This is a genomic window from Luteibacter rhizovicinus, from assembly GCF_004342265.1.
GTDB lineage: Bacteria > Pseudomonadota > Gammaproteobacteria > Xanthomonadales > Rhodanobacteraceae > Luteibacter > Luteibacter rhizovicinus_B.
Genome location: NZ_SMCS01000007.1, coordinates 128,426 through 148,661, shown reverse-complemented (window position 1 = coordinate 148,661; position 20,236 = coordinate 128,426). Strand labels below are relative to the sequence as shown.

The following is a 20,236-nucleotide window of genomic DNA, read 5'->3' as shown; positions in this document are numbered from 1 at the left end:
GGAACGGTCTCCTTTACGAATGGGCTGCCGTTGCGGCGAGACGAGGCGTCTTGCGCGCGATGCGGTTGACGATGGAAAGCACGGCCTGCGCGGTTGCCTCGATGATGTCCGTGCTGACGCCGCTGCCACGATAGGTGCTGCCGTCGTGCCGCGCTGTCAGGGTTGCATGACCTTCTGCGTCGCCGCCTTCCCTTACAGCGCTCACGTTGAAATCCTCCAGCGAAATGCTCTCGCCGGTTGCACGTTCCACGGCACGAAGCATCGCGTCGATGGGGCCTTCGCCGATGGCGGCTTCGCTCACGGTGTGGCCGTCTTCGTGCGTCAGCTTCAACGACGCGGAGGCGCCGCCGCCCAGATGCGAGCTGGTATGAAGATGGGTGAAACGCCATGGACCGGCATGCTCGGGATCGACGCCGCTAGCCAGGGCATCGATGTCTTCGTCGGTCACCGTGCGCTTGCGATCGGCCAGTGCCTTGAAGCGTTCGAACACGACGTCCAGTGCGGTTTCGTCGAGGGTGTGACCCAGATCGGTCACGCGCTGACGCAGCGCATGACGACCCGAATGCTTGCCAAGCACCAGCGATGTCGTTGCGCCAACGTCCTCCGGCCGCATGATTTCGTACGTGCCGCGATGCTTCATCATGCCGTGCTGGTGAATGCCCGATTCGTGGGCGAACGCGTTGTCGCCGACGATCGCTTTGTTGCGCGGGACAGGCTGCCCCGTCACCTGCGCGAGCAGGCGCGAGGTCGGATACAGATTCCGGGTGACGATACCGGTGTCCATGCGAAAGTGCGGCGCGCGGGTGTGCAGCGCCATGACCACTTCTTCCAGCGCGGCGTTGCCGGCGCGTTCGCCGATACCGTTGATCGTGCATTCCACCTGCCGCGCACCGGCGCTGATCGCGGCGAGACTATTCGCGACCGCCATGCCCAGGTCGTCGTGACAGTGCGATGAAAAGACGACGCGTTCCGCTCCGCGCACGTTTTTGCGCAGATACGTAAACAGGTCGAAGATCTCGAAGGGGGTGACGTAGCCGACGGTGTCGGGGGCATTCAGCGTGGTGGCGCCGGCTTCGATCGCGGCGTTGAACACTTCGACGAGGAAGTCGGGTTCGGTGCGCAGGGCGTCTTCTGCGGAAAATTCGACTTCGTGGCACACGCTGGCTGCGCGGCGAATGGCGTTTACTGCTATGTCGATGACTTCGTTCTTGCTCTTGCCGAGCTTGTGCTCGCGATGCAGCGGACTGGTGGACAGAAACAGATGGATACGAGAGCGTTGGGCCGGTTCCAGTGCGCGTCCCGCACTATCGATATCGCCGTCCTGACATCGTGCCAGTGCGCAGACCGTAGGTTGTCGCAACGCTCTGGCGATTTCGGACACGGCGGCGAAATCATCGGGTGAGGCTTGCGGGAATCCTGCTTCGATGATGTCGACGCCCAGGTCTTCCAGGGCATGCGCCATGCGCAATTTCGCCCTCCGGTCCATGGAGAAGCCCGGCGCCTGTTCGCCGTCGCGCAACGTCGTGTCGAAGATCTTCACGCGTCCGCCTACGTCGCTTTCCGCGCTTTCGGTGGCCTGGTTTTGCTCTGCTGCTGTCATTTTCCACTCCAAAAAAAACCCCGCATCCGTTACCGGGTGCGGGGTTTTGAGTTGTCAGGTTGGTTTATTTACACCTGAGCGCCCTTACCCCGCACCTCCGCTGGTAATAAGTACGAGTACAAGGGCAAGAAGAAGGAGGCCGCGAAGACGCAGCGGAACGCCGACCGTCGGGAGACGGTTGATTAGGGCGTTGCGGCTGGTGGTGCGCTGCGTCATGTTGTCGACCGTATGTCAGTCCGTCAGTAGCTGTCAACACTTTCGGCCGAAACTTTTTTGCCAGGACGTCTGGACGGCCAATTGTTTTCGAGTGGTCTTGTCGTCGAAGCCGCTTGTTACGTGAGATGCGTGGGGCTTGGTCTGGCGACGAGCGTTTCTGGCTACTCTCAGGCGGCGATGCCGCTATCGACGCGGTAAAGGCGCATGCCAGCGTGGTGAAGCACGCCGTCGATCACTTCGGCCTGGGCGGTGAAACCCAGATCGTCGAGATAATCGATTCGGTTACCGGTAACGGTCCAGGTTCCGCGATACGCCGACGTACGGAAGCCACGAGCCTCGTCGTAGCGCCCGTCGACCCGCAGTTCCTGGCGGACATACCCATGCGCGGTCACCCATGTGCCCGCGATTTCCTGTGGTTTGATGGTCTTCGAGCTGATGGATAACTTGAACATCTGGGAGGGGCTCTCCGTGCGGGCAAGAGGGAGGATGGGCGTGACTCTACGACCTCGAGTGCGCTTGAGGTCAAGAAGTTTTTCTCAAGCGCTTTATGCGCCCGGTCACGCCACGATCATCCTATTCAACCCGATGGCCCGGGCGAAAATCCATCCGTATCCTGTTGTTGCCTGTTTCTATGGGTTATCGGCGCGCGGAATATCGCAGCCGATGACGTCGGTCATCGGGGCAAGTTACCTTGATCGTACTCTGGCACTTGCTTGCCCCCTGAGAAGTCGTTCTCTTTATCGGGCGGGTTGAGCTCTTCCTCATCCTCGTCCTCCGGGTCGCCACCCGAAGCCTCGATGTACGGAATACCCTCGTCGTATGCGTCTTCGTAAGCTCTCTTGGTCATGATTCGTCTCCCGTGGGTGCGGGTAGCACGTCGACGACGTGCTACCAGGAGACGACACTAGACCTGGCTTTCCCGGGGCGAAATACAACTTCAGGTGTAGGGGATGCCTTGTTGTGGAGCTACATCCGCTCCGGAACCGCGATCCCAAGCAGCCACAGACCCTTCGCAAGCACCTGTCGCGTCAGCGCGCACAGCGCCAGACGCGACGCGCGGGTGGCTTCGGCGTCTGCTGCCAGCACCGGGCATTCGTTGTAGAAGCGGCTGAAGGTCTGGGCCAGGCCGAAGACGTAGTCGGCGATTTCGTTGGGTGCGAGGTTCGCGGCCGCCGAGGTCACTACGTCCGGGAAGCGGGCGCAGTCGAGGACCAGCGCGCGTTCCGCCGGGGCATCCACGACAATGGCACCGGTCGCGGCACCGCGTTCGATGGCACGGCCGAGGATCGAGCAGATGCGCACGCACGCGTATTGCACGTAGGGACCGGTGCGGCCCTCGAAGGAGACCATGCGTTCGGGATCGAAGATATAGCCCGAGGTGCGGTAGCTCGACAGGTCCGCGAATTTGATGGCGGCCATGCCGACGAGGCGGGCCAGGGCCTCGCGGTCGTCCACCTCGGTGTTTTCCGCCAGCCGTTCCCGGGCCTTGTCGATTGCGTCGCTGAGCAGGTCGCCCAACTGGGCCACGCCGCCTTGCCGGGTCTTGTACGGCTTGCCGTCGGGGCCGTTCACCGTACCGAAGCCAGCATGGAACAGCTCGATACCGTCGGCATAGCCGGCGCGGTGCGCGGCGCGGAACACCTGCTCGAAGTGCAACGCCTGGCGCTGATCCACGACATAGACGATGCGATCGGGCTTGTCGCGCTTTGCGCGGTCGAGGATCGTCGCCAGATCGGTCGTGGCGTACAGTGCCGCACCGTCCGACTTGGCCACCAGCAGCGGCGGCATCGGTTTACCGTCCGACGCTTCCGCGACTTCGATCACCAGCGCGCCCTCGCTTTCGACGGCGATATGGCGGCGGCGCAGATCGTCCAGCATGCCGGGAATCAGCGATTGCACGTCGCTTTCGCCGAGCAGCACGTCGAAATGCACATCGAGCGAGTCGAAATCGCGACGCTGCGCGTCCAGCGAAATCGTGCGGATCGCGCGCCACAACAGCATGTAGCCGACATGCCCGGCCTGCAATGCGGCGGTGGCCTCGCGGGCTTCTTCCATCCGTGCGGGGTCGGCCTTGCAGGCGGCAGCGGCTTCCGGATACAGCTTCTGCAGGTCGTCCATGCCCAACGGAAGCGAGCCTTCCGGCAGCGCCGGTTCGGGCAGGAAGCAGGGAAGGTCGGGCCAGCGGCGGCGGATTTCGGCAATCAGCATGCCCATCTGCAGACCCCAGTCGCCCAGATGCACATCGCCGATGGTGTGGTGTCCCAGCGCGCCGAGAATGCGGCGAAGACTCTCGCCGATCACCAGCGAACGCAGGTGGCCGACATGCAGCGGTTTGGCAACGTTCGGACCGCCGAAGTCGATGAGGACGCGTTGTGCATTCTGGCGGACGATGCCTGCATCGTCGGTCGCCAACTGGTCTTCGGCACTGGTAGCCAGGAACGTGGTCGAAAGGCGCAGGTTGATAAAGCCCGGACCGGCAATGTCGACGGATTCGAATGCGGCATCGTCGCGGAGTTTCGCGGCGACATCGCTGGCGATATCGCGCGGCGGACGCCCCAGTGTTTTCGCCAGCGGCATCGCTCCGTTGCACTGCAGGTCGCCAAGCTCCGGCCGCGAGGCCGGCACCGAGCGCGCGGTATCGGCCGGCAGTCCGCAGGCGCGGAAAGCGGCCTCCAGCAGACGGTCGACCCGGCTGGCCAGCGTGGCGTCGGAGTGGTGCGACATGGCGTTTATTTCCCTGGAGTTCGACCGGGGATGATAGCGGCTAGGGGATTCCGCGGTACGCGCTCTCTCCATGTAGGAGCCCGCTTGCGGGCGAAAGCCAACAGGGCGGGGAAGATGGATGCTCACCTTCGCGAGCCCGGTGTTCTGGCTGCGGATGTCACGCACGGCATCTCCGCTTCGTTGGTTTTCGCCCGCAAGCGGGCTCCTACAGGGGTGCCTGCGCAACGATGGACTCTGTTTTCAGACTAGCCCGACAGCCACGCGCAATCGCGCCCGTTAGATTGCCTGGTCCGCAGGAAGGCACGGCAGCCTTCATTTCAGGTGAGCGAGGGACGTATGAAGGACTGGGTGAAAAGCTGGCTTGCGTGCTGTGTGGGGTTTGCGCTTACGTTGTTAGCCATGTCTGATAGGGGGCAGTTCGACAACGTCGATCATGACGCTGTGTTCTTTGTAGTAGGAGCGATTTGCTACCTGCTTGTCTGTGGGTTCTCTTTGATCTATTTCAGGCAAGACGCCCAGCGGCAGGCTGCGGCTCGACATCGAAGCGAGCCTTCCCTGTAGAAGTGCGCTTGCACGCGTTCCTACAGGGGAGTGTGGCTTCTTAGCCAGCGGCGAAATACGTCGGTATCGGCCGCCATCGGCGCGGCGAAGGCATCCCGGCGAAGCATCGCGCCCAGCGCGTGCGGCACGTCTATAGTGCGGCCGACCAGCGGTTCGACGATGGTGTCGAATTTTGCCGGATGTGCCGTGGCGACAACGGTCCACGCGCGGGTGTCGCCCGCCAGGCGGCGGCGTTCGAGGACGCGTATCGCCGTTGCCGTGTGGGGACAGAAAATGTCGCCATCGCTGCGCGCATAGCGAAGTACGACGTCGCGAATTTCCGCATCGTCGACGCTTTCCGCATGACCTTTCGCGCGCGCTTCGTTTTCACCGCCGAAGAGATGAGCCAAACGTTCGAAGTTGCTTGGCGCGCCCACGTCCATCGCATTGGCGATCGTCGCGATGGCGTCGCGCCCCCGGTATGGCGAACCGGCGTAGAACTGGGGCAGTGTGTCGTTCGCGTTGCAGGCGAAGACGACCTCGCCTATCGGCAGACCCATGGCGCGTACCCAAAGACAGGCCACGGCGTTGCCCAGGTTCCCGGTGGGAACGATCACATTCAATGTCTCGCCGCTGGCGCGCCGGTGGGCCAGCGCGGCATGGGCGTAATACGCCATCTGGGGCAGGAGACGTCCGAGGCTGATGCTATTGGCGGAACTCATCGGCGTAGAGGCTTGCAGGTCGCGGTCGCCGAGCGCCGCTTTCACCATGCGCTGGCAATCGTCGAAGCTGCCGGACACACGCAGCGCATCCACATTGCCTCCGAAGCTTCCCAACTGGTGTGCCTGCCGGGGCGAGACCCGGCGATCGGGATAGAGAATGGCAACGCGAATGCCGGGCACCCGATGGAAAGCCGCGCCGACCGCCGCGCCGGTGTCGCCGGATGTGGCGACAAGAATGGTGAGCGGACGGTCGGTTCCCGCACGTAACCGCCGCATGCATGCGGCGAGGAAGCGCGCGCCGAAGTCCTTGAATGCGGACGTGGGGCCATGGAACAGCTCGAGCAGGTGCGTGGCGGGCATCGCCAGTTTTCTGCGCGGTGCGTCGAACGCGAAGGCCTCCGCGCAGATGGCGGGCAGTTCGGATGCGAGAAGATCGCCCGCGAAGAACGGTGCCAGCAGGCGTTCGGCAGTCTGCGCAAGCGAATCGCCTTCGGCAAAGGTCGCCGGATCCAGTATTGGCATGTTCGCCGGAACGTAGAGTCCGCCATCGGGTGCGAGCCCGGCGTTGATGGCTTCGGAAAGGCTGGCGTCCGCGGCACCGCCGCGGGTACTGACGAAGCGCATGGTCAACCCACCCTGGCGGCGGGGCCGTCGACGGGGGCGACGAGTCTGTCGCTGGCATAACCGGCATCGGCAAACGCGCTGGCCATCGCGAGCGAGGCGCGCTCCGCGCTGCCCGCATCCTCGAACCAGCCGAATACGCTCGGTCCCGCGCCGGAAATACTGGCGCCCATCGCGCCATGGTCCAGCGCGGCCTGCTTCACCTGCGCGAAACCGGGAATAAGCGGCGCACGACGCGGTTCGACGAGTACATCGGAAAGTCCTTCGCGCACCAGCGCCGCTTCGCCTCGATAGCAGCCTGCGAGGACCAGCGCCAGATTGGCGCTCTGCGCAACGAAGTTGCCCAGTTCGTACGAACCGGCCAGCGCCGCGCGGGCGCGTCGCGTTTCCAGCACGTAGTGCGGATGCACCAGCGCGCAATGCCATTCGGCGGGCACCGGAATGCGGACGAGCCGGTCGTGCGTGGAGAGCACCAGCCCGCCGAGCAGCATGGGTCCGAGGTTGTCGCCATGCCGGCTGCCGCTGGCCACCGCTTCGCCATCCAGCGCGTACGGATACAGCGCTTCGCGCGACAGCGGTTCGTCCAGCAATTCATTGGCGGCGACGAGCGCGGCGACACAGGAAGCCGCGGAACCGCCCATGCCGGACCCGAGCGCGATGCCCTTGTGCAGCGTCAGTTCGAAGCCGAAGGGCAGGTCGAGCGCGCGGCGGAGGGAGATCAGTGCCGCACCGGCCGTGTTGTCTTCGGCGCGCAGCGGAAGGTCGAGGACCACGCCGTCGATGCTGGCAATGCGGACGACGGGTTCGTCGATGCGCCGCACGTCGGCGCGATCGCCCGCGCCGGCTACGCAGTGCCCGAGAATGTCGAATCCGATGCCGACGTTGCCGACGCTTGCGAAGGCCTCCGCGCTGGCCATGTCGGCACGCGGAACGGAGAAGGTTTCTTTCAGCATGCGCATCGTTTTACTCCCATCGCGCCGGCCACGCGCAGCAGATCGGTGAAGACCGCCGCGGCCGTGACTTCCGGACCGGCACCCGGACCCTGCACGACCAGTGCATTGTCGCAGTAACGGCGTGTGGAGAAACGCAGCACGTTGTCGGTCAGGCGCGCATTGGCGAACGTGTGGTCGCGCGGCACGCGCTCCAGGACGACGGACGCGCCGGTCCGGTCCAGTCTCGCCACGTGCCGCAGCACGCCGCCGGCTGCCGCGGCGCTGGCGTGGCGGACGATCATGGCGCCGTCGAGTTCGCCGATTCTTTCCATGAATTCGTCGCGGGACACTTCCGCCAGGTGTGCCGGGACGAGACTGCTGATCCGCACGTCCTTCAGGGCGAGTTTCAGGCCCGCTTCGCGCGCCAGGATCACCAGCTTGCGCGCCACGTCCACGCCGGAAAGGTCCTCGCGCGGGTCCGGTTCCGTATAGCCCAGGTCATGGGCTTCGCGCACCAGCGCGGAGAAGGGCATGCTGCCGTCGTAACGGTTGAAAAGCCACGCCAGCGTGCCCGACAGCATGCCTTCGACAGCGACCAGTTCGTCGCCCGTGTCTAGCAGATCCCGCAGCGTCTGGATCACCGGCAACCCGGCGCCGACCGTTCCTTCGTAGCCGAAATGCGCCGATCCGGCGGCGGCCGCCTCGTGGATGGCGTGCCAGCGCGCGATATCTCCGCTGCCGGCGCGTTTGTTCGGCGTCACGACGTGCATGCCCGCGCCGAGCCAGACCGGGTAGTGGTCCGCGACGATATCGCTGGCGCTGCAATCGGCCAGCAGCGCCACGGCGTTGCCCTCGCCACGCACGTACGCCGCGAAGGCGTCGAGATCGGCGGGGCGCCAGGTCTGCGCGCCGTGGGCGCGGCCGTTGAGGGCTTCGTCGTCGCAGTCCAGCCACATGTGCCTGCTGTCGGTGACGGCACGCAGATGCAGGGACAGGCCCGCATCGCGGAGGAGCCGGGGGGCTGCGTCCTTGAGCTGGGCAAGCAGGGCGGTGCCCACTTTGCCGGGGCCGATCACGCCGATATGGACGACGAGTGGGGACGCCAACGCGCGCCGCGGAGCGCGAAGATAAGGACTTTCGGGTACTGCGATGACGCTGGACACGGGTTGCCTCCGGTGAGAGGCCCCTGTTCGCGTGGGAGAAGTTTCGTGTGCCGAGCACCGGACCCATCCCTTGCGAGGGCGGGGCCGGTTGCGACTGAAACCTAGTCGCGCACGTGCTCCCGTCCCAGGACGGTGGTAGTCGTCGTGGTCGTGGTGGACGTGGCGGTGATGGAACGAGCGCCGGACGCGAGCTTGCCTGCCGTATGGACGGCTGGCTTGGAGCTATGGGCGTGGGCGGGGAGATACATGGGTTGAACTTAGGCTGGTGCAGGGCCGGCTGTCAAGCGAAGGGGAGCGAATCGCGCCACTCCCCCTCACCGTCGCTCATGCGCAGGGGCGACCGTGAGGGGGAATGAGGCTGCACGACCATTCGCGTCCGCTACTTACTTCGACAAATCGATCGCGTAAACCGCCGTGCCGTCCTCGTTGTCCTTCAACTGACGAATATTCCGCAGACCGGCATCCCGAGCGACGTCTTCCTTGCCGGCCGAAGACACGAAGGTCACCTCACCCGCCGTTTTAAGCGGCGCGAACCGCCACGAGGTCTTCTCGACATCGCCGCGCTTCAACGCCTTCTTCGCTTCGAGCCAGTGGATGACCACCTCGCGATTGCCGTCCGGCGCACTCAGCACGATATTGCTGCCGTCCAGGCCGGGGAAGTTGCCGCCGCCGCTGGCGCGATAATTATTGGTGACGACGATGAAGGGCTGGCCCGGCTTCACCGGCTTACCCTTGTAGCGCAGGTCGACAATGCGTTCGCCTTCCGGCTTCGACAGATCGATGACGTAGTGGATGCCGCCCTGGATCTGATCGAAGTTGTAGCCGGGCAATTTATGTCCGATCAACGGCTGGGCGGCGGTGGCCTTCGGATCGATGCGGTTGAAGCGCTGCGCACTGTTTTCCAGCCACGCCTTCAGGCCTTTGCCGTCGACTTTCACCGCGGCCAGCGTGTTCGGATAGAAATACAGGTCGGCTGCGTTGCGGATGGTCAGCGGGCCAGCGGCTACATCGGTAAAGTCTTCCGGTCCGCCGAAACCGGTGCGGAACGCGGCGGCGGCCGATAGAACCGGCACGTCCTTCAACTCGGGGTGTTCGCGAGCAATCGCCTCGCTGGCGTAGTCGCGCTGCGCCGCGTTGACCACCGATAACGCCGACATATCGCCGACGTCCGCGAAGAAACTGCTCATGCGATGGTCGCTGCTGCCAATCGGCGTATTCACATACGCAACGGCGGCTTCGTGAGCGTCGCGCACCAACGGTGCGATGGACGGATCGGGCGCGACGCAGTCGTTCTTCTTCGCGCAGATCGGACGCACTTCGCTCTGGCTCGCGGCACGATCGACGACCCACTGGCCGTTCTCGCGCGTGAGCTTCATGCGGATGACGCCGAGATCCTTGCCGAAGAACCCACCCATCACGGCGGGCACGCCACGGACGATGCCGCGCTTCGCGTCGACTTCGGCCATGCCCTCGTAATGGGGGCCGGGGAATTCGGTATGCGAGTGTCCCAGCAGCAATGCGTCGATGCCCGGTACGCCCGCCAGATACCAGCCGCCGTTCTCTTCTTTCGGGGTATACGGCGAGGTGCTCAGGCCGCCGTGCAGGATCGCGACGACGAGGTCGGGATGCTGCGCCTTGAGTTCGGGCATGTAGCGCTTCGCGGCTTCGACGACGCCATCGACGGTGACCTTGCCAACGAGGTTGCGCTTGTCCCAGTCCATGATCGGTGGCGGCGTGAAGCCGATGATCCCCACGCGTAGCGTCACGTTGACGATCTTGCCGTCGGGCGTCGTCGCGGCGACTGTTTTTTCGACGATCGTCCATGGCTTGAAGATCGGCTTGCCGTCGCGCGCGCTGTAAACGTTCGACAGCACCAGCGGGAAATGCGGGCCTGCGCAGGCCTTGTCGCTGCCACCGTCGACATTCATCGGCGTGCCGGTGACCTGCGACAGGAACGACAGGCCGTAGTTGAACTCATGATTGCCGGCGGTGCCGCCGTCGTAACCGAGCGCGTCCATCGCGCGATACATCGAAAGCTCGGTGTCGCAGCCAATGGGTTTCACCGTCGACTGATAGTCGGCCAGCACCGTGCCCTGGATCGTGTCGCCGCTATCGAACAGCAGCGTATTGGGGAATTCCCTGCGCGCGTTGCGGATCAGCGTCGCGACACGTTCGTAGCCCAGCGTCGGGTCGTCTTTCTGCTTGTAGTAGTCGTAGCTCAGGACGTTCGAATGCACATCGGTCGTCTCCAGAATGGCGAGGTCGACACGTGCGCCCTGTGGCGCCGCGGCCGGTGCGGCGGCTTTGCCGGAGGGTGTGCCGGCGCATGCGGCAAGCAGGGCGGCCGATAGCGTGGCCAGGGCGATGGGTTTGAACATGGGGGTGTTCCGTAGGAATAGGGCCATTGGGTGCGCAAGCTAGCAGGATTGGAGGTTGGGCGCTCGGATGGGAGACGGCTTCGTTGCTTCGTTGGCTTTCGCGCGCAGGCGCGCTCCCACAAGGTTGTCGCAACCCTGTGGGAGCGCGCCTGCGCGCGAAGGGCGTACGAGGAATCAGTGGCGCTCGGCTTTCGCCTCGTCGAAGTAGATGTACTTCCGGCCGCCGTCTTCCAGTTGTTTCGTCTTCAACGTGAAGCGGTACGTCGTGGCTGGCGATGCGCTGCCGTCGATGCGCTGCATCGACAGGCCCGTTGCCTCGTCGGTCCGCACGTCGGCGGGCGATACGCGATACGCATCGACCGCCCGGCCTTCGCCGCCTTCCAGCGCTTCCCGCAGCACACGGCCATCCGTGCGGTCGAGCTTCACGCCAAGAACGTTCGCCAGCGTCGGCGCCAGGTCCACATTGCCGCTGGGCAATTCGTCGCGCATGCCCCGACGGAAATGCGGGCCGCTCGCGATCAGCGTGTTGTGCACATCCACGGGGCTGAAACTTCCGTGCATACCGCGTTCGTTCGACATGCTGCTGTAAAGCGTGCCGCGGAAACCCTGCACGACGGCATGCGCATCGTAGTCGTAGCTGGCGATGATGTCGGGCGAACGGCGATTTTCAAGATGCACGCTGGCCAGCGGCAGCGTGCCCGGGATATGTCCGTAGCGCTGATCCACGAAGATCGCGCCGAAGGGTTGGCGGCTCTGCAGGAAACGCACCGCGCGAAGCACGAGCGCGGCGTCGTGCTCGGGCTGGTAGAGATATTCGCTGCCGCCGTTGGGTGCGAGGACGAACGCGCCTTTGGGCAGGGTCGCCGGCAACTTGTACGACGGCGTCGTATACGGGCCCGGCTTGCCGCACAGACGTCCATCGTCGTCGTAGCGCGTGGGACGCAATGGCGTGCCATCGGCGCGAATGCCCGACATCACGGGTGCGTGGATGCAGCCGAAACCGTCGAATGCAGCGAAGCCCGCGCGGGTCATTTCATCGGCGAGTCGCACCGCGCCGGACACCGAATAACCCCAGTCGGCATCGATGCCGGCGACGCGACCGTCGTTAACGACGCGCAAGGGAAACAGGTCGGCCGGTCCCGCGATGTTGCTGTGCGCATGATCGGACACGACGATCAGATCCGTATCGGCATCGAGTCCCAGTTCGCGCAGCTTCGCTTCGAGCTTGCCCAACAGTTCGTCCTGCGCGCGCAACGCGACGTGGAAGTTCGGCGAGCCGACGCCGTAAAGATGTTCGGTCGCATCCGGATTGCGTAGCCAGACGAAGCTCACGTCCGGCTTCTCGACGGGCAGGATATAGCCGAGGAAGGTGTCCATCAGATACGCATTCGACGCGGTCGACGGCGTGCCCGCCCCGTCGGTCGGGTCGGACGAGACACCGTCTTTCAGCATGACTGCCGGTGCCTGCGCGGTCGGCCTGTCATTGTCCGGTTCCAGCGAGAAACGATCCGATGGATAGGCATTGACGGCGTTGGCGGGCAGGGGACGCCCGGCTTTCTGCAGGCGTTTCGCGAAGGCCAGCGGTAGCGCGACGTTTTCGTCCAGGATCACGCCGCCTTCGTGGTAATCCTGCAGGAAAGCCGGTCCCGACTTGCCGACAACGGCGGTTTTCAGCCCGGCTTTCTGCGCGCGCGAAAGCAGGTTCGGCACCTGCAACAGCTCGTGGTCGTAGTATTCGTCCAGGGCCCGGAGCACCGCATAGTCTTCCGTATAGACCGGCGAGGCGAAGTCGATCGCGCCGCCCTTCGCATCCAGCCCTTTGCCGCCCGGTGCCCAGAAGCGATTGCCGAAGAAGCCGATCGTTCCCGGGAACGAACCTGTCGCGAAGCTGGACGCGTTGACCATGGTGAAGGTCGGATACGTCGCGTGGTTGTCCGCGAAGAACACGCCGCGATCCGCCAACGCCTTCAGGTTCGGCGTGTCGTCTTCGCTGATGGCGTCCGGGCGCATGCCGTCCCAGACAAAGACGATCACGCGACGCGCGGGTGCGGCGACAGCGGCCGTGGCGGATACCGCGGCGACGGCCACGGCGAAGCAGACGAGCAGGGAACGGAGCGAGGTCATTGGCAGGGAGGATAGCGGGCAATTGGCCATGGTCCTTCACATATGTTTCAGTTTGAGTGCGCGGGGCGGTACCCTCCCGGGCTGTCACAATCGAAGGAACTTGCATGAAGTCCACTCCGACGAGTCTCCGGCTCGGCCTGCTGAGCGCGTCCATCACGCTGCTCGCGGGCTGTGCCACGTCCGCGCCGCGGAACACGCCAACGGCCGCCATCGATGTACCGGCCATTCAGCGCCCCGCCCAGGAAACCCCGGAATGGTGGTTCCGCAACGGCGCGGCGCAGGCCGCGCAGGCGTCGCGCGAGGCGAATGCCGGCGGTCAGCGGGCGAAGAACATCATCGTCTTCCTGGGTGACGGCATGAGCATCCCGACCATCGCGGCATCGCATATCCGTGCGGGCCAGTTGAAGGGCGTGGATGGCGAAAGCTACCGGCTGAGTTTCGAGAATTTCCCGTTCAGCGCGCTCAGCCGCACCTACGAAACCGATCAGCAGACGCCCGATTCGGCGGGCACGATGACCTCGATCATGTCGGGCGTGAAAACCCGCGCGGGTTTCATCGGTATCTCGCAGGTGCCGAAGCGGCAGGATTGCGCCGCCTCGAAGGGGCAGGAGCTGGTCAGTACGCTCGAACTGGCCGCCGCCGCGGGCATGGCCACCGGTGCCGTGACCACCACACGCATCACGCATGCGACGCCGGCCGCAACGTATGGCCACCTGCCCGAGCGCAACTGGGAAGTCGACGCCAACATTCCCGAAAGCGCGCGTGCGCAGGGCTGCAAGGATTTCGCGGCACAGCTGGTGGACTTCCCTGTCGCCAGCGGCCTCACCGTCGCCATGGGCGGCGGTCGTACCGAATTCCTGCCTGCCGGTGTCCCCGATCCGGAATATCCGAATAAGACAGGTCAGCGCCTGGACAAGCGCGACCTGATCGCCGAATGGAAGGCGAAGCATCCGGGTGGCGAGTACGTGTGGAACGAAGCGCAGTTCAAGGCGCTCGACCTGTCGAAGACCACCCATGTGCTCGGCCTTTTCGAGCCATCGCATCTGAACTACGAGCATGATCGACCGAAAGATAAAGCCGGCGAGCCCAGCCTGGCGGAAATGACCGCGAGCGCCATCAAGGTGCTGAAAAAGAATCCCAATGGATTCTTCCTGATGGTCGAAGGTGGCCGCATCGATCACGCCCTGCATGCCGGCAACGCATATCGCGCGCTGGACGAGACCATTTCCATGGCCGACGCGGTGCAGGCAGCACTCGACAACACCGATGCATCCGACACGCTGATTGTCGTCACGGCGGATCACAGCCATACGATGGCCTTCGCAGGCTACCCGACGCGCGGCAATCCGATCCTCGGTCTGGTGCGCGGTGCCACCGATAGCTACGACGAGGAAGGTGGCGGCGGCATGGCCCGCGATGCCGCCGGTCAGCCGTATACGACGTTGACCTTCGCCAATGGCCCGGGCTACACGGGTGCGACCGATCTTCAGCCCGAAGGCAGCAAGCGCTTTCCGCACAATCCGAAGACGTATGCCGGGATGACGAAAGGCCGGCCCGACCTGACGCATGTGGACACCACGGCACCCGATTACATGCAGGAGTCGGCGTATCCCATGAAGGCCGAAACGCATGGTGGCGAGGATGTCGCGATCTTCGCGCATGGTCCCGGCGCTTCCGCGTTCCACGGTGAGCTGGAGGAAAACGCGATCTTCCACGTGATCGTGCAGCACGCGCCGACGATTCGTGCCGAACTATGCAAGCTCGGCAGCTGCAACGCCGATGGCGTGCCGGTAAACCGGCCGACGTACGAGGCGTGGCTAAAAAAGAACTAATCCGCCAGCTTTTTGTAGGAGCCCGCTTGCGGGCGAAAGCCAACGGAGCGGTGAAGATGTGGTTGGCATCCGCAGCCCGTAGGTCGGGCTCGCGGAGGTGAGCATCCGTCTTCCTCGCCCGGTTGGCTTTCGCCCGCAAGCGGGCTCCTACAGTTAAGGGTGTCGTAGTCACACTTGTCGCTCATTGCAACCGCGCTGTAAGAGTTCGTACACATCCACGCTCCACTCTGTCGCGATTCTCTTCAATCGTGACAAAGGTCGTTCGCGGCCGATGGAGTTGTACCGATGATGTATCAGCGCCGCATTCTCGCTCTTGCCCTCGCCGCGTCTCTCGGAGGCGTCGTTCACGCGCAGGACGTGCCCGCCACGACGGATAACAAGACCGACAAGGCGCAACAGCTCGAAGCAGTGTCGGTCATCGGTCAGGGCGAAACGCGGCAGGTCCAGCGCATCACGCCGCAGGACCAGCAGGTGCTGCCGCCCGGTACCAGTCCGCAGAAGGTGTTGAACCGTCTGCCCGGCGTGTCGGTGCAGTCGAACGATGCATTCGGTGCGAACGAAGAGTCGCAGACGATCACCCTGCGCGGCTTCAACGCCACGCGAATCGGTTACACGATGGATGGCCTGCCGCTGGGCGATAACGCCTACGGCAACTACAACGGCCTGAACATCAGCCGCGCGCTGATTTCCGAGAACCTCACCAGCGTCGAACTCGCGGAAGGTATCGGCTCGCTCGGTACGCCTTCCACCAGCAACCTCGGCGGCTCGATCCAGTATTTCTCGTCCGATCCGGCGAAGACCTTCGGCGGCAAGGTCGCGCAGACCTTCGGCAGCGACAACAACCGGCGCACCTATGCGCGCATCGATACGGGCGACTACCACGGTTTCTCCATGTACCTGTCCGGCGTGCATGCCGGTGCGGACATGTGGGCGCAGCCGAATTCCCCCACCAGTACGCAGCAGTTCAACGGCAAGGCGGTTTACGAATTCGGCGAAGGCAACCGCATCACGGCCTTCGCGGATACGTCGCGTACCAGCCAGGCGGACTACGCCTATCTGTCGAAGAGCGGCATGCAGCGCGGTCTCGGCTGGGACTGGAATCTCTACGCGCCCGACTGGAAGCGCGCGCTTGCCGCGGCTTACTGCGCGCCCGCGTACACGAAGAGCGGCGTGAAGGATGCGCGCTGCGGTTTCTCCGGTGGCGTCGACAATATCGACGATGCGTACTACCAGAGCCGCGCGCTGCGTAGCGACGATCTGTATTACATCGCCGGCGACTTCGCGGTGGCCGATGGCGTCACGCTGCACACGCAGGTCTATCACCATGAAGACGCCGGCCAGGGTCACTGGTGGTCGCCGGGACAGAAGTCCAATCCGGGTACGCCCGAAGAACTGCCGATTTCGATCCGCAGCACCAACTACTCGATCAACCGCAATGGCGCGATCGCATCGCTGACCTATGAAATCGGCGGCCATCGCCTGGAAGGCGGCGTCTGGTACGAAAAGAACAATCATCACGTCGAGCGCAATTTCTATTACATCGACGGCCCGATCAGCGACAACCACTATCTGACCGACCCCGATCGTCGCCTGTTCGCGCAGGACTATGTCATTACGACGAAGCAGGCCTACCTGCAGGATAGCTTCAAGCTGTTCAATGACAAGCTCAGCATCGACGTGGGCGTTAAGAGCCCTCATACCAGCATGACGGCGCGCGAACAGCCGGGCGTCGAAAGCCCGTACGCCAACGGCCGGATCGACGCCGGCAAGGCGTTGTTGCCGCAGATCGGCGCGGCCTATCAGCTGGCGCCCGGTCAGGAGCTCTTCCTGTCCTATGCGAAGAATATCGCCGCGTTCCAGGGCGGCGGTGCCGGTGGCCCGCTTTCGGTAAGCCAGGCCGCGTTCGATGGGACGAAGGGTGCGCTGAAGCCTGAGCAGTCCCGTACATGGGACGGCGGTTTTCGTAGCACGGGCCGCTATTACGAGGCGTCTGTCGCCGTCTATGACGTTCGCTTCGACAATCGCCTGCTGTCGCTGAATCCTTGCCCGAGCATCGAAGTCGGTACGCGTCCGGAGTGCAACACGGCCTTCGTGAACGTCGGTTCGGTGAAGAGCCGCGGCGCGGAATTCACCTTTATCTGGAAGCCGATACGCGGTCTGGAATGGTACAACTCAGCCTCGTTCAACCATTCAACCTACGAGGATAACTACGTGGCCAATGGCCAGGTCGTTCCGGTCAAGGGCAAGACCACCGTCGATACGCCGAAGAGGATGTTCGCGAGCGAACTCAGCTGGCGCAACGGTCCGTGGTTCGCGAGCCTGCGCGGCAAGTTCACGGGCAAGCGCTACTACACCTATACCAACGACCAGAGCGTCGCTGGCGCAACCACCTTCGACTTCGGCGCGGGCTACGATTTCGGCCCGACGATCGGCCTGAAGGACCTGTCGCTGGCGCTGAACGTGACGAACCTCACCGACAAGCGTTACGCGTCCAACCTCACGGCGTTCGCCGGTACCGATCCGGCGGGCCGCGCCCTCGCGTTCCATGCCAGCGCACCGCGCGAGAGCTTCGTCACCCTGTCGGCGGATTTCTGATGATGGCCGGTCGCGTCATGGGTACGTCGATTCGTCTATCCTCCTGCGTTCTTGCCGCTCTTGTGGGAACGCTCGCGATGTCCGTCCAGGTTGAAGCCGCCGACAAGCCGCTGGCCGCCAAAGTGCTCGTAATCGGGCATCGCGGCGCCAGTGCGCTGCGCCCCGAGCACACGTTGGCTTCGTATGCGAAAGCGATCGAGGACGGTGCGGACTTCATCGAGCCCGACCTCGTTTCCACGAAGGATGGCTCGCTGGTCGCCCGGCACGAGAACGAAATTTCCGGTACGACCGATGTCGCCGCGCATCCGGAATTCGCCGCGCGGCGGGCGACGAAGACCATTGACGGCGTATCGGTCACCGGCTGGTTCACCGAGGATTTCACGCTTGCCGAGCTGAAAACGCTGCGCGCCCGCGAACGCCTGCCGGAGATCCGCAAGGACAACGCGCACTACGACGGTCAGTTCCAGGTGCCGACCTTCGACGAGATCATCGACTTCGTCGCGGCCGAGTCGGCCGCGCGCGGACGGGTGGTCGGCATCATTCCGGAGATCAAGCATTCGACGTACTTCGCCGGCATCGGTCTGCCGATGGAAGACAGGACGCTCGCGACGATCGATGCGCATACGTATACCCGCACCGCGCCGGTGGAGATCCAGTCGTTCGAAGTCGGCAACTTGAAATACCTGCGCGGCAAGCTCGGCAAGACGCATCCGAACGTGACGCTGCTCCAGCTGATGGAGAGTCCCGACGCGCATCCCGCCGACCGGACGGCGCCGACTTACGCGGTCATGATGACGCCCGCCGGACTGAAAGAGGTCGCGACATACGCGGACGCGATCGGTCCGTCCGTCCGCAGCATCATTCCGCTGACTGCCGATGGTTCCCTCGGTACGCCCTCGGCGCTGGTGCGCGATGCGCACGCCGCGCATCTTCAGGTGCATCCCTACACCTTCCGCCCGGAAAACCATTTCCTGGCGCGCAACTTCCGCAACGCGGACGGCGACGCGGCGCGGAACGAGGCGGGCTCGATCGCGGAAATCCGTGCCTATCTGGCCACGGGCATCGATGCGTTCTTTACCGACGATCCCGCGATCGGCCGGAAAGCCCTCGCCCGCTAGACCCGTATGCCTGGTCGCCGGGCGGTCTTGAGGATCGTCGGAAACCCCGATCCGCGCGATTGGCTATCATCGCCCGATTGCCAGTACCCAAGGGTTGCCCGATGTCGGTGTTTCAGAAATTCACGCGCCACAAGTCCGTGGAGCAGCTGCAGGCGGAAGTGGGTGCGCGTCGCGACTTCCGCCGCGTACTCGGTCTGTGGCAGCTCACCGCCATCGGCATCGGCGGCATCATCGGCGTCGGCATCTTCGTGCTGGCCGGCCAGCAGGCGGCGGTCAACGCCGGTCCGGCCGTGGCGCTCAGCTTCATCATCGCCGGCCTGGGCAGCGCCTGCGCAGCCCTGTGCTACGCCGAATTCGCCGGTCTGATCCCCGTTACCGGCAGTGCCTACACCTATGGCTATGCGGTACTTGGCGAGGGGGCGGCCTGGATCATCGGCTGGGACCTCCTGCTGGAATATGCGCTGGTGGTGGCGGTGGTCGCCATCGGCTGGTCGGGATACGTCCAGGTGCTGATGGCCTCGGCGGGCGTGCATCTGCCCGAATGGGCGCAGAAGAGCATGAGTCCGGACACCATGCGCTACTTCTGGCAGCAGGGACTCGGCGCGGTCGGTATTCCGGTATCCGATCCCGTCGCGGGTCCGACCGACGGTCATCGCTTCAACGTGATCGCAGCCGGCATCTCGATCCTGGTCGCTATCCTGCTTTCCGTCCGCACCGAATGGGGCGCCCGCCTCAATACAGTGATTGTCGGCATCAAGGTCATCGGCGTGATGCTCGTGATCGGTGTCGGCGCATTCTTCATCAATACGGCCAACTGGCACCCGTTTATTCCGGAGCGCATCGTCGATGCCAAGGGCATCGGCCACTTCGGTTGGCACGGTGTACTCACGGGTGCGAGCGTCGTCTTCTTCGCGGTCTTCGGCTACGACACGCTGACCACCGCCGCCGAGGAAGCGAAGGAGCCGCAGCGCGATCTTCCGCGCGCGGTGCTGTTGTCGCTGGCCGTCGCGATGGTGCTGTATATCGCCGTGTCGCTGGTGCTGACCGGCATCGTTCCTTACTCGACGCTCAGCGGCGAAGCGTCGGTGTCCGACGCGTTCAACGCCATCGGCCTGCCGTGGCTCAGCAATGTCATTGCCGTGGCCGCGGTCATCGGCGTCATCAGCGTACTGTTTGCCTTCATGCTCGGCGCGGCGCGCATCTGGTTCGCGCTGTCGCGCGACGGCTTGCTGCCCGCGTGGTTCTCGCGCGTGCATCCGCGCTTCGGCACGCCTGCGCGTCCGACCATGATCCTCGGCATTTTCACGGCGCTGGTTGCCGGTTTGCTGCCGATCGGCGAAGTGGCAGAGCTGGTGAACATCGGCACGCTCAGCGCGTTCATCCTGATCTGCGCATCGGTGATGGTGCTGCGTGTGCGCAAGCCGGAACTGGAACGCAAGTTCCGCACGCCTGCCGTATGGTTCGTGGCACCGCTCGGCATACTGTTCTCGGCCGCGCTGATTTACGGTTTGCCGTGGATCACGTTCGAACGTTTCGCGATCTGGATGGCGATCGGTCTGATCGTGTACTTCGCGTACGGCATCCGGCATAGCAAGCTGGGCAAGTCGGACTGATTCCTGATCCTTGATACATAAAAGAACGGCCGCAATAGCGGCCGTTCTTTTACTGCGG

Annotated in this window: 13 protein-coding genes; 4 read left to right on the top strand and 9 right to left on the bottom strand. The window is 64.1% G+C overall.

Features of this window, described 5'->3' with window-relative positions:
- Window positions 1-13: 13 nt before the first annotated feature.
- The 9 genes from EC912_RS16115 to EC912_RS16080 form a co-directional block, all read right to left on the bottom strand.
- Window positions 14-1,600, bottom strand: coding sequence for a 2-isopropylmalate synthase (locus EC912_RS16115; RefSeq protein WP_132145944.1), 1,587 nt, complete (start codon window positions 1,598-1,600; stop codon window positions 14-16).
- Between the two features lie 383 nt (window positions 1,601-1,983).
- A complete protein-coding gene (locus EC912_RS16110) occupies window positions 1,984-2,268 on the bottom strand; it encodes an Atu4866 domain-containing protein (protein ID WP_132145942.1) in 285 nt (94 codons plus the stop codon).
- 221 nt (window positions 2,269-2,489) lie between these two features.
- Window positions 2,490-2,663, bottom strand: a complete 174-nt coding sequence (locus tag EC912_RS19460; protein WP_165973642.1) for a hypothetical protein — start codon at window positions 2,661-2,663, stop codon at window positions 2,490-2,492.
- A gap of 119 nt (window positions 2,664-2,782) precedes the next feature.
- Window positions 2,783-4,540, bottom strand: coding sequence for an arginine--tRNA ligase (gene argS / locus EC912_RS16105; RefSeq protein ID WP_132145940.1), 1,758 nt, complete (start codon window positions 4,538-4,540; stop codon window positions 2,783-2,785).
- Window positions 4,541-5,121: 581 nt separating this feature from the next.
- A complete protein-coding gene (gene thrC / locus EC912_RS16100) occupies window positions 5,122-6,426 on the bottom strand; it encodes a threonine synthase (RefSeq protein WP_132145938.1) in 1,305 nt (434 codons plus the stop codon).
- Window positions 6,427-6,428: 2 nt separating this feature from the next.
- Window positions 6,429-7,382, bottom strand: coding sequence for a homoserine kinase (locus EC912_RS16095; protein WP_132145936.1), 954 nt, complete (start codon window positions 7,380-7,382; stop codon window positions 6,429-6,431).
- A complete protein-coding gene (locus EC912_RS16090) occupies window positions 7,370-8,518 on the bottom strand; it encodes a homoserine dehydrogenase (protein WP_132145934.1) in 1,149 nt (382 codons plus the stop codon). Before EC912_RS16090 ends, EC912_RS16095 begins: the two co-directional genes overlap by 13 nt.
- Before the next feature lie 383 nt (window positions 8,519-8,901).
- Entirely contained in the window at window positions 8,902-10,896 is a 1,995-nt protein-coding gene (locus EC912_RS16085) for a bifunctional 2',3'-cyclic-nucleotide 2'-phosphodiesterase/3'-nucleotidase (protein WP_132145932.1), read from the bottom strand.
- A 174-nt stretch (window positions 10,897-11,070) separates the two neighbouring features.
- Window positions 11,071-13,020, bottom strand: coding sequence for an alkaline phosphatase family protein (locus EC912_RS16080; RefSeq protein ID WP_132145930.1), 1,950 nt, complete (start codon window positions 13,018-13,020; stop codon window positions 11,071-11,073).
- Window positions 13,021-13,124: 104 nt separating this feature from the next.
- Here EC912_RS16080 and EC912_RS16075 point away from each other — a divergent pair, with 104 nt between their 5' ends.
- The 4 genes from EC912_RS16075 to EC912_RS16060 all read left to right on the top strand — a co-directional run bounded on the left by EC912_RS16075 (window position 13,125) and on the right by EC912_RS16060 (window position 20,178).
- Window positions 13,125-14,852: an alkaline phosphatase gene (locus EC912_RS16075; RefSeq protein ID WP_132145928.1), complete on the top strand. Its 1,728-nt coding sequence runs from the start codon at window positions 13,125-13,127 to the stop codon at window positions 14,850-14,852.
- Window positions 14,853-15,137: 285 nt separating this feature from the next.
- Window positions 15,138-17,447, top strand: a complete 2,310-nt coding sequence (locus tag EC912_RS16070) for a TonB-dependent receptor (RefSeq protein ID WP_243649323.1) — start codon at window positions 15,138-15,140, stop codon at window positions 17,445-17,447.
- A 77-nt stretch (window positions 17,448-17,524) separates the two neighbouring features.
- The gene (locus EC912_RS16065) at window positions 17,525-18,565 is read left to right on the top strand and encodes a glycerophosphodiester phosphodiesterase (RefSeq protein ID WP_132145926.1); all 1,041 of its coding nucleotides are present in this window, start codon (window positions 17,525-17,527) and stop codon (window positions 18,563-18,565) included.
- Window positions 18,566-18,666: 101 nt separating this feature from the next.
- Complete coding sequence (locus tag EC912_RS16060; protein WP_132145924.1) at window positions 18,667-20,178, top strand: amino acid permease; 1,512 nt, start codon at window positions 18,667-18,669, stop codon at window positions 20,176-20,178.
- Window positions 20,179-20,236 lie beyond the last annotated feature (58 nt).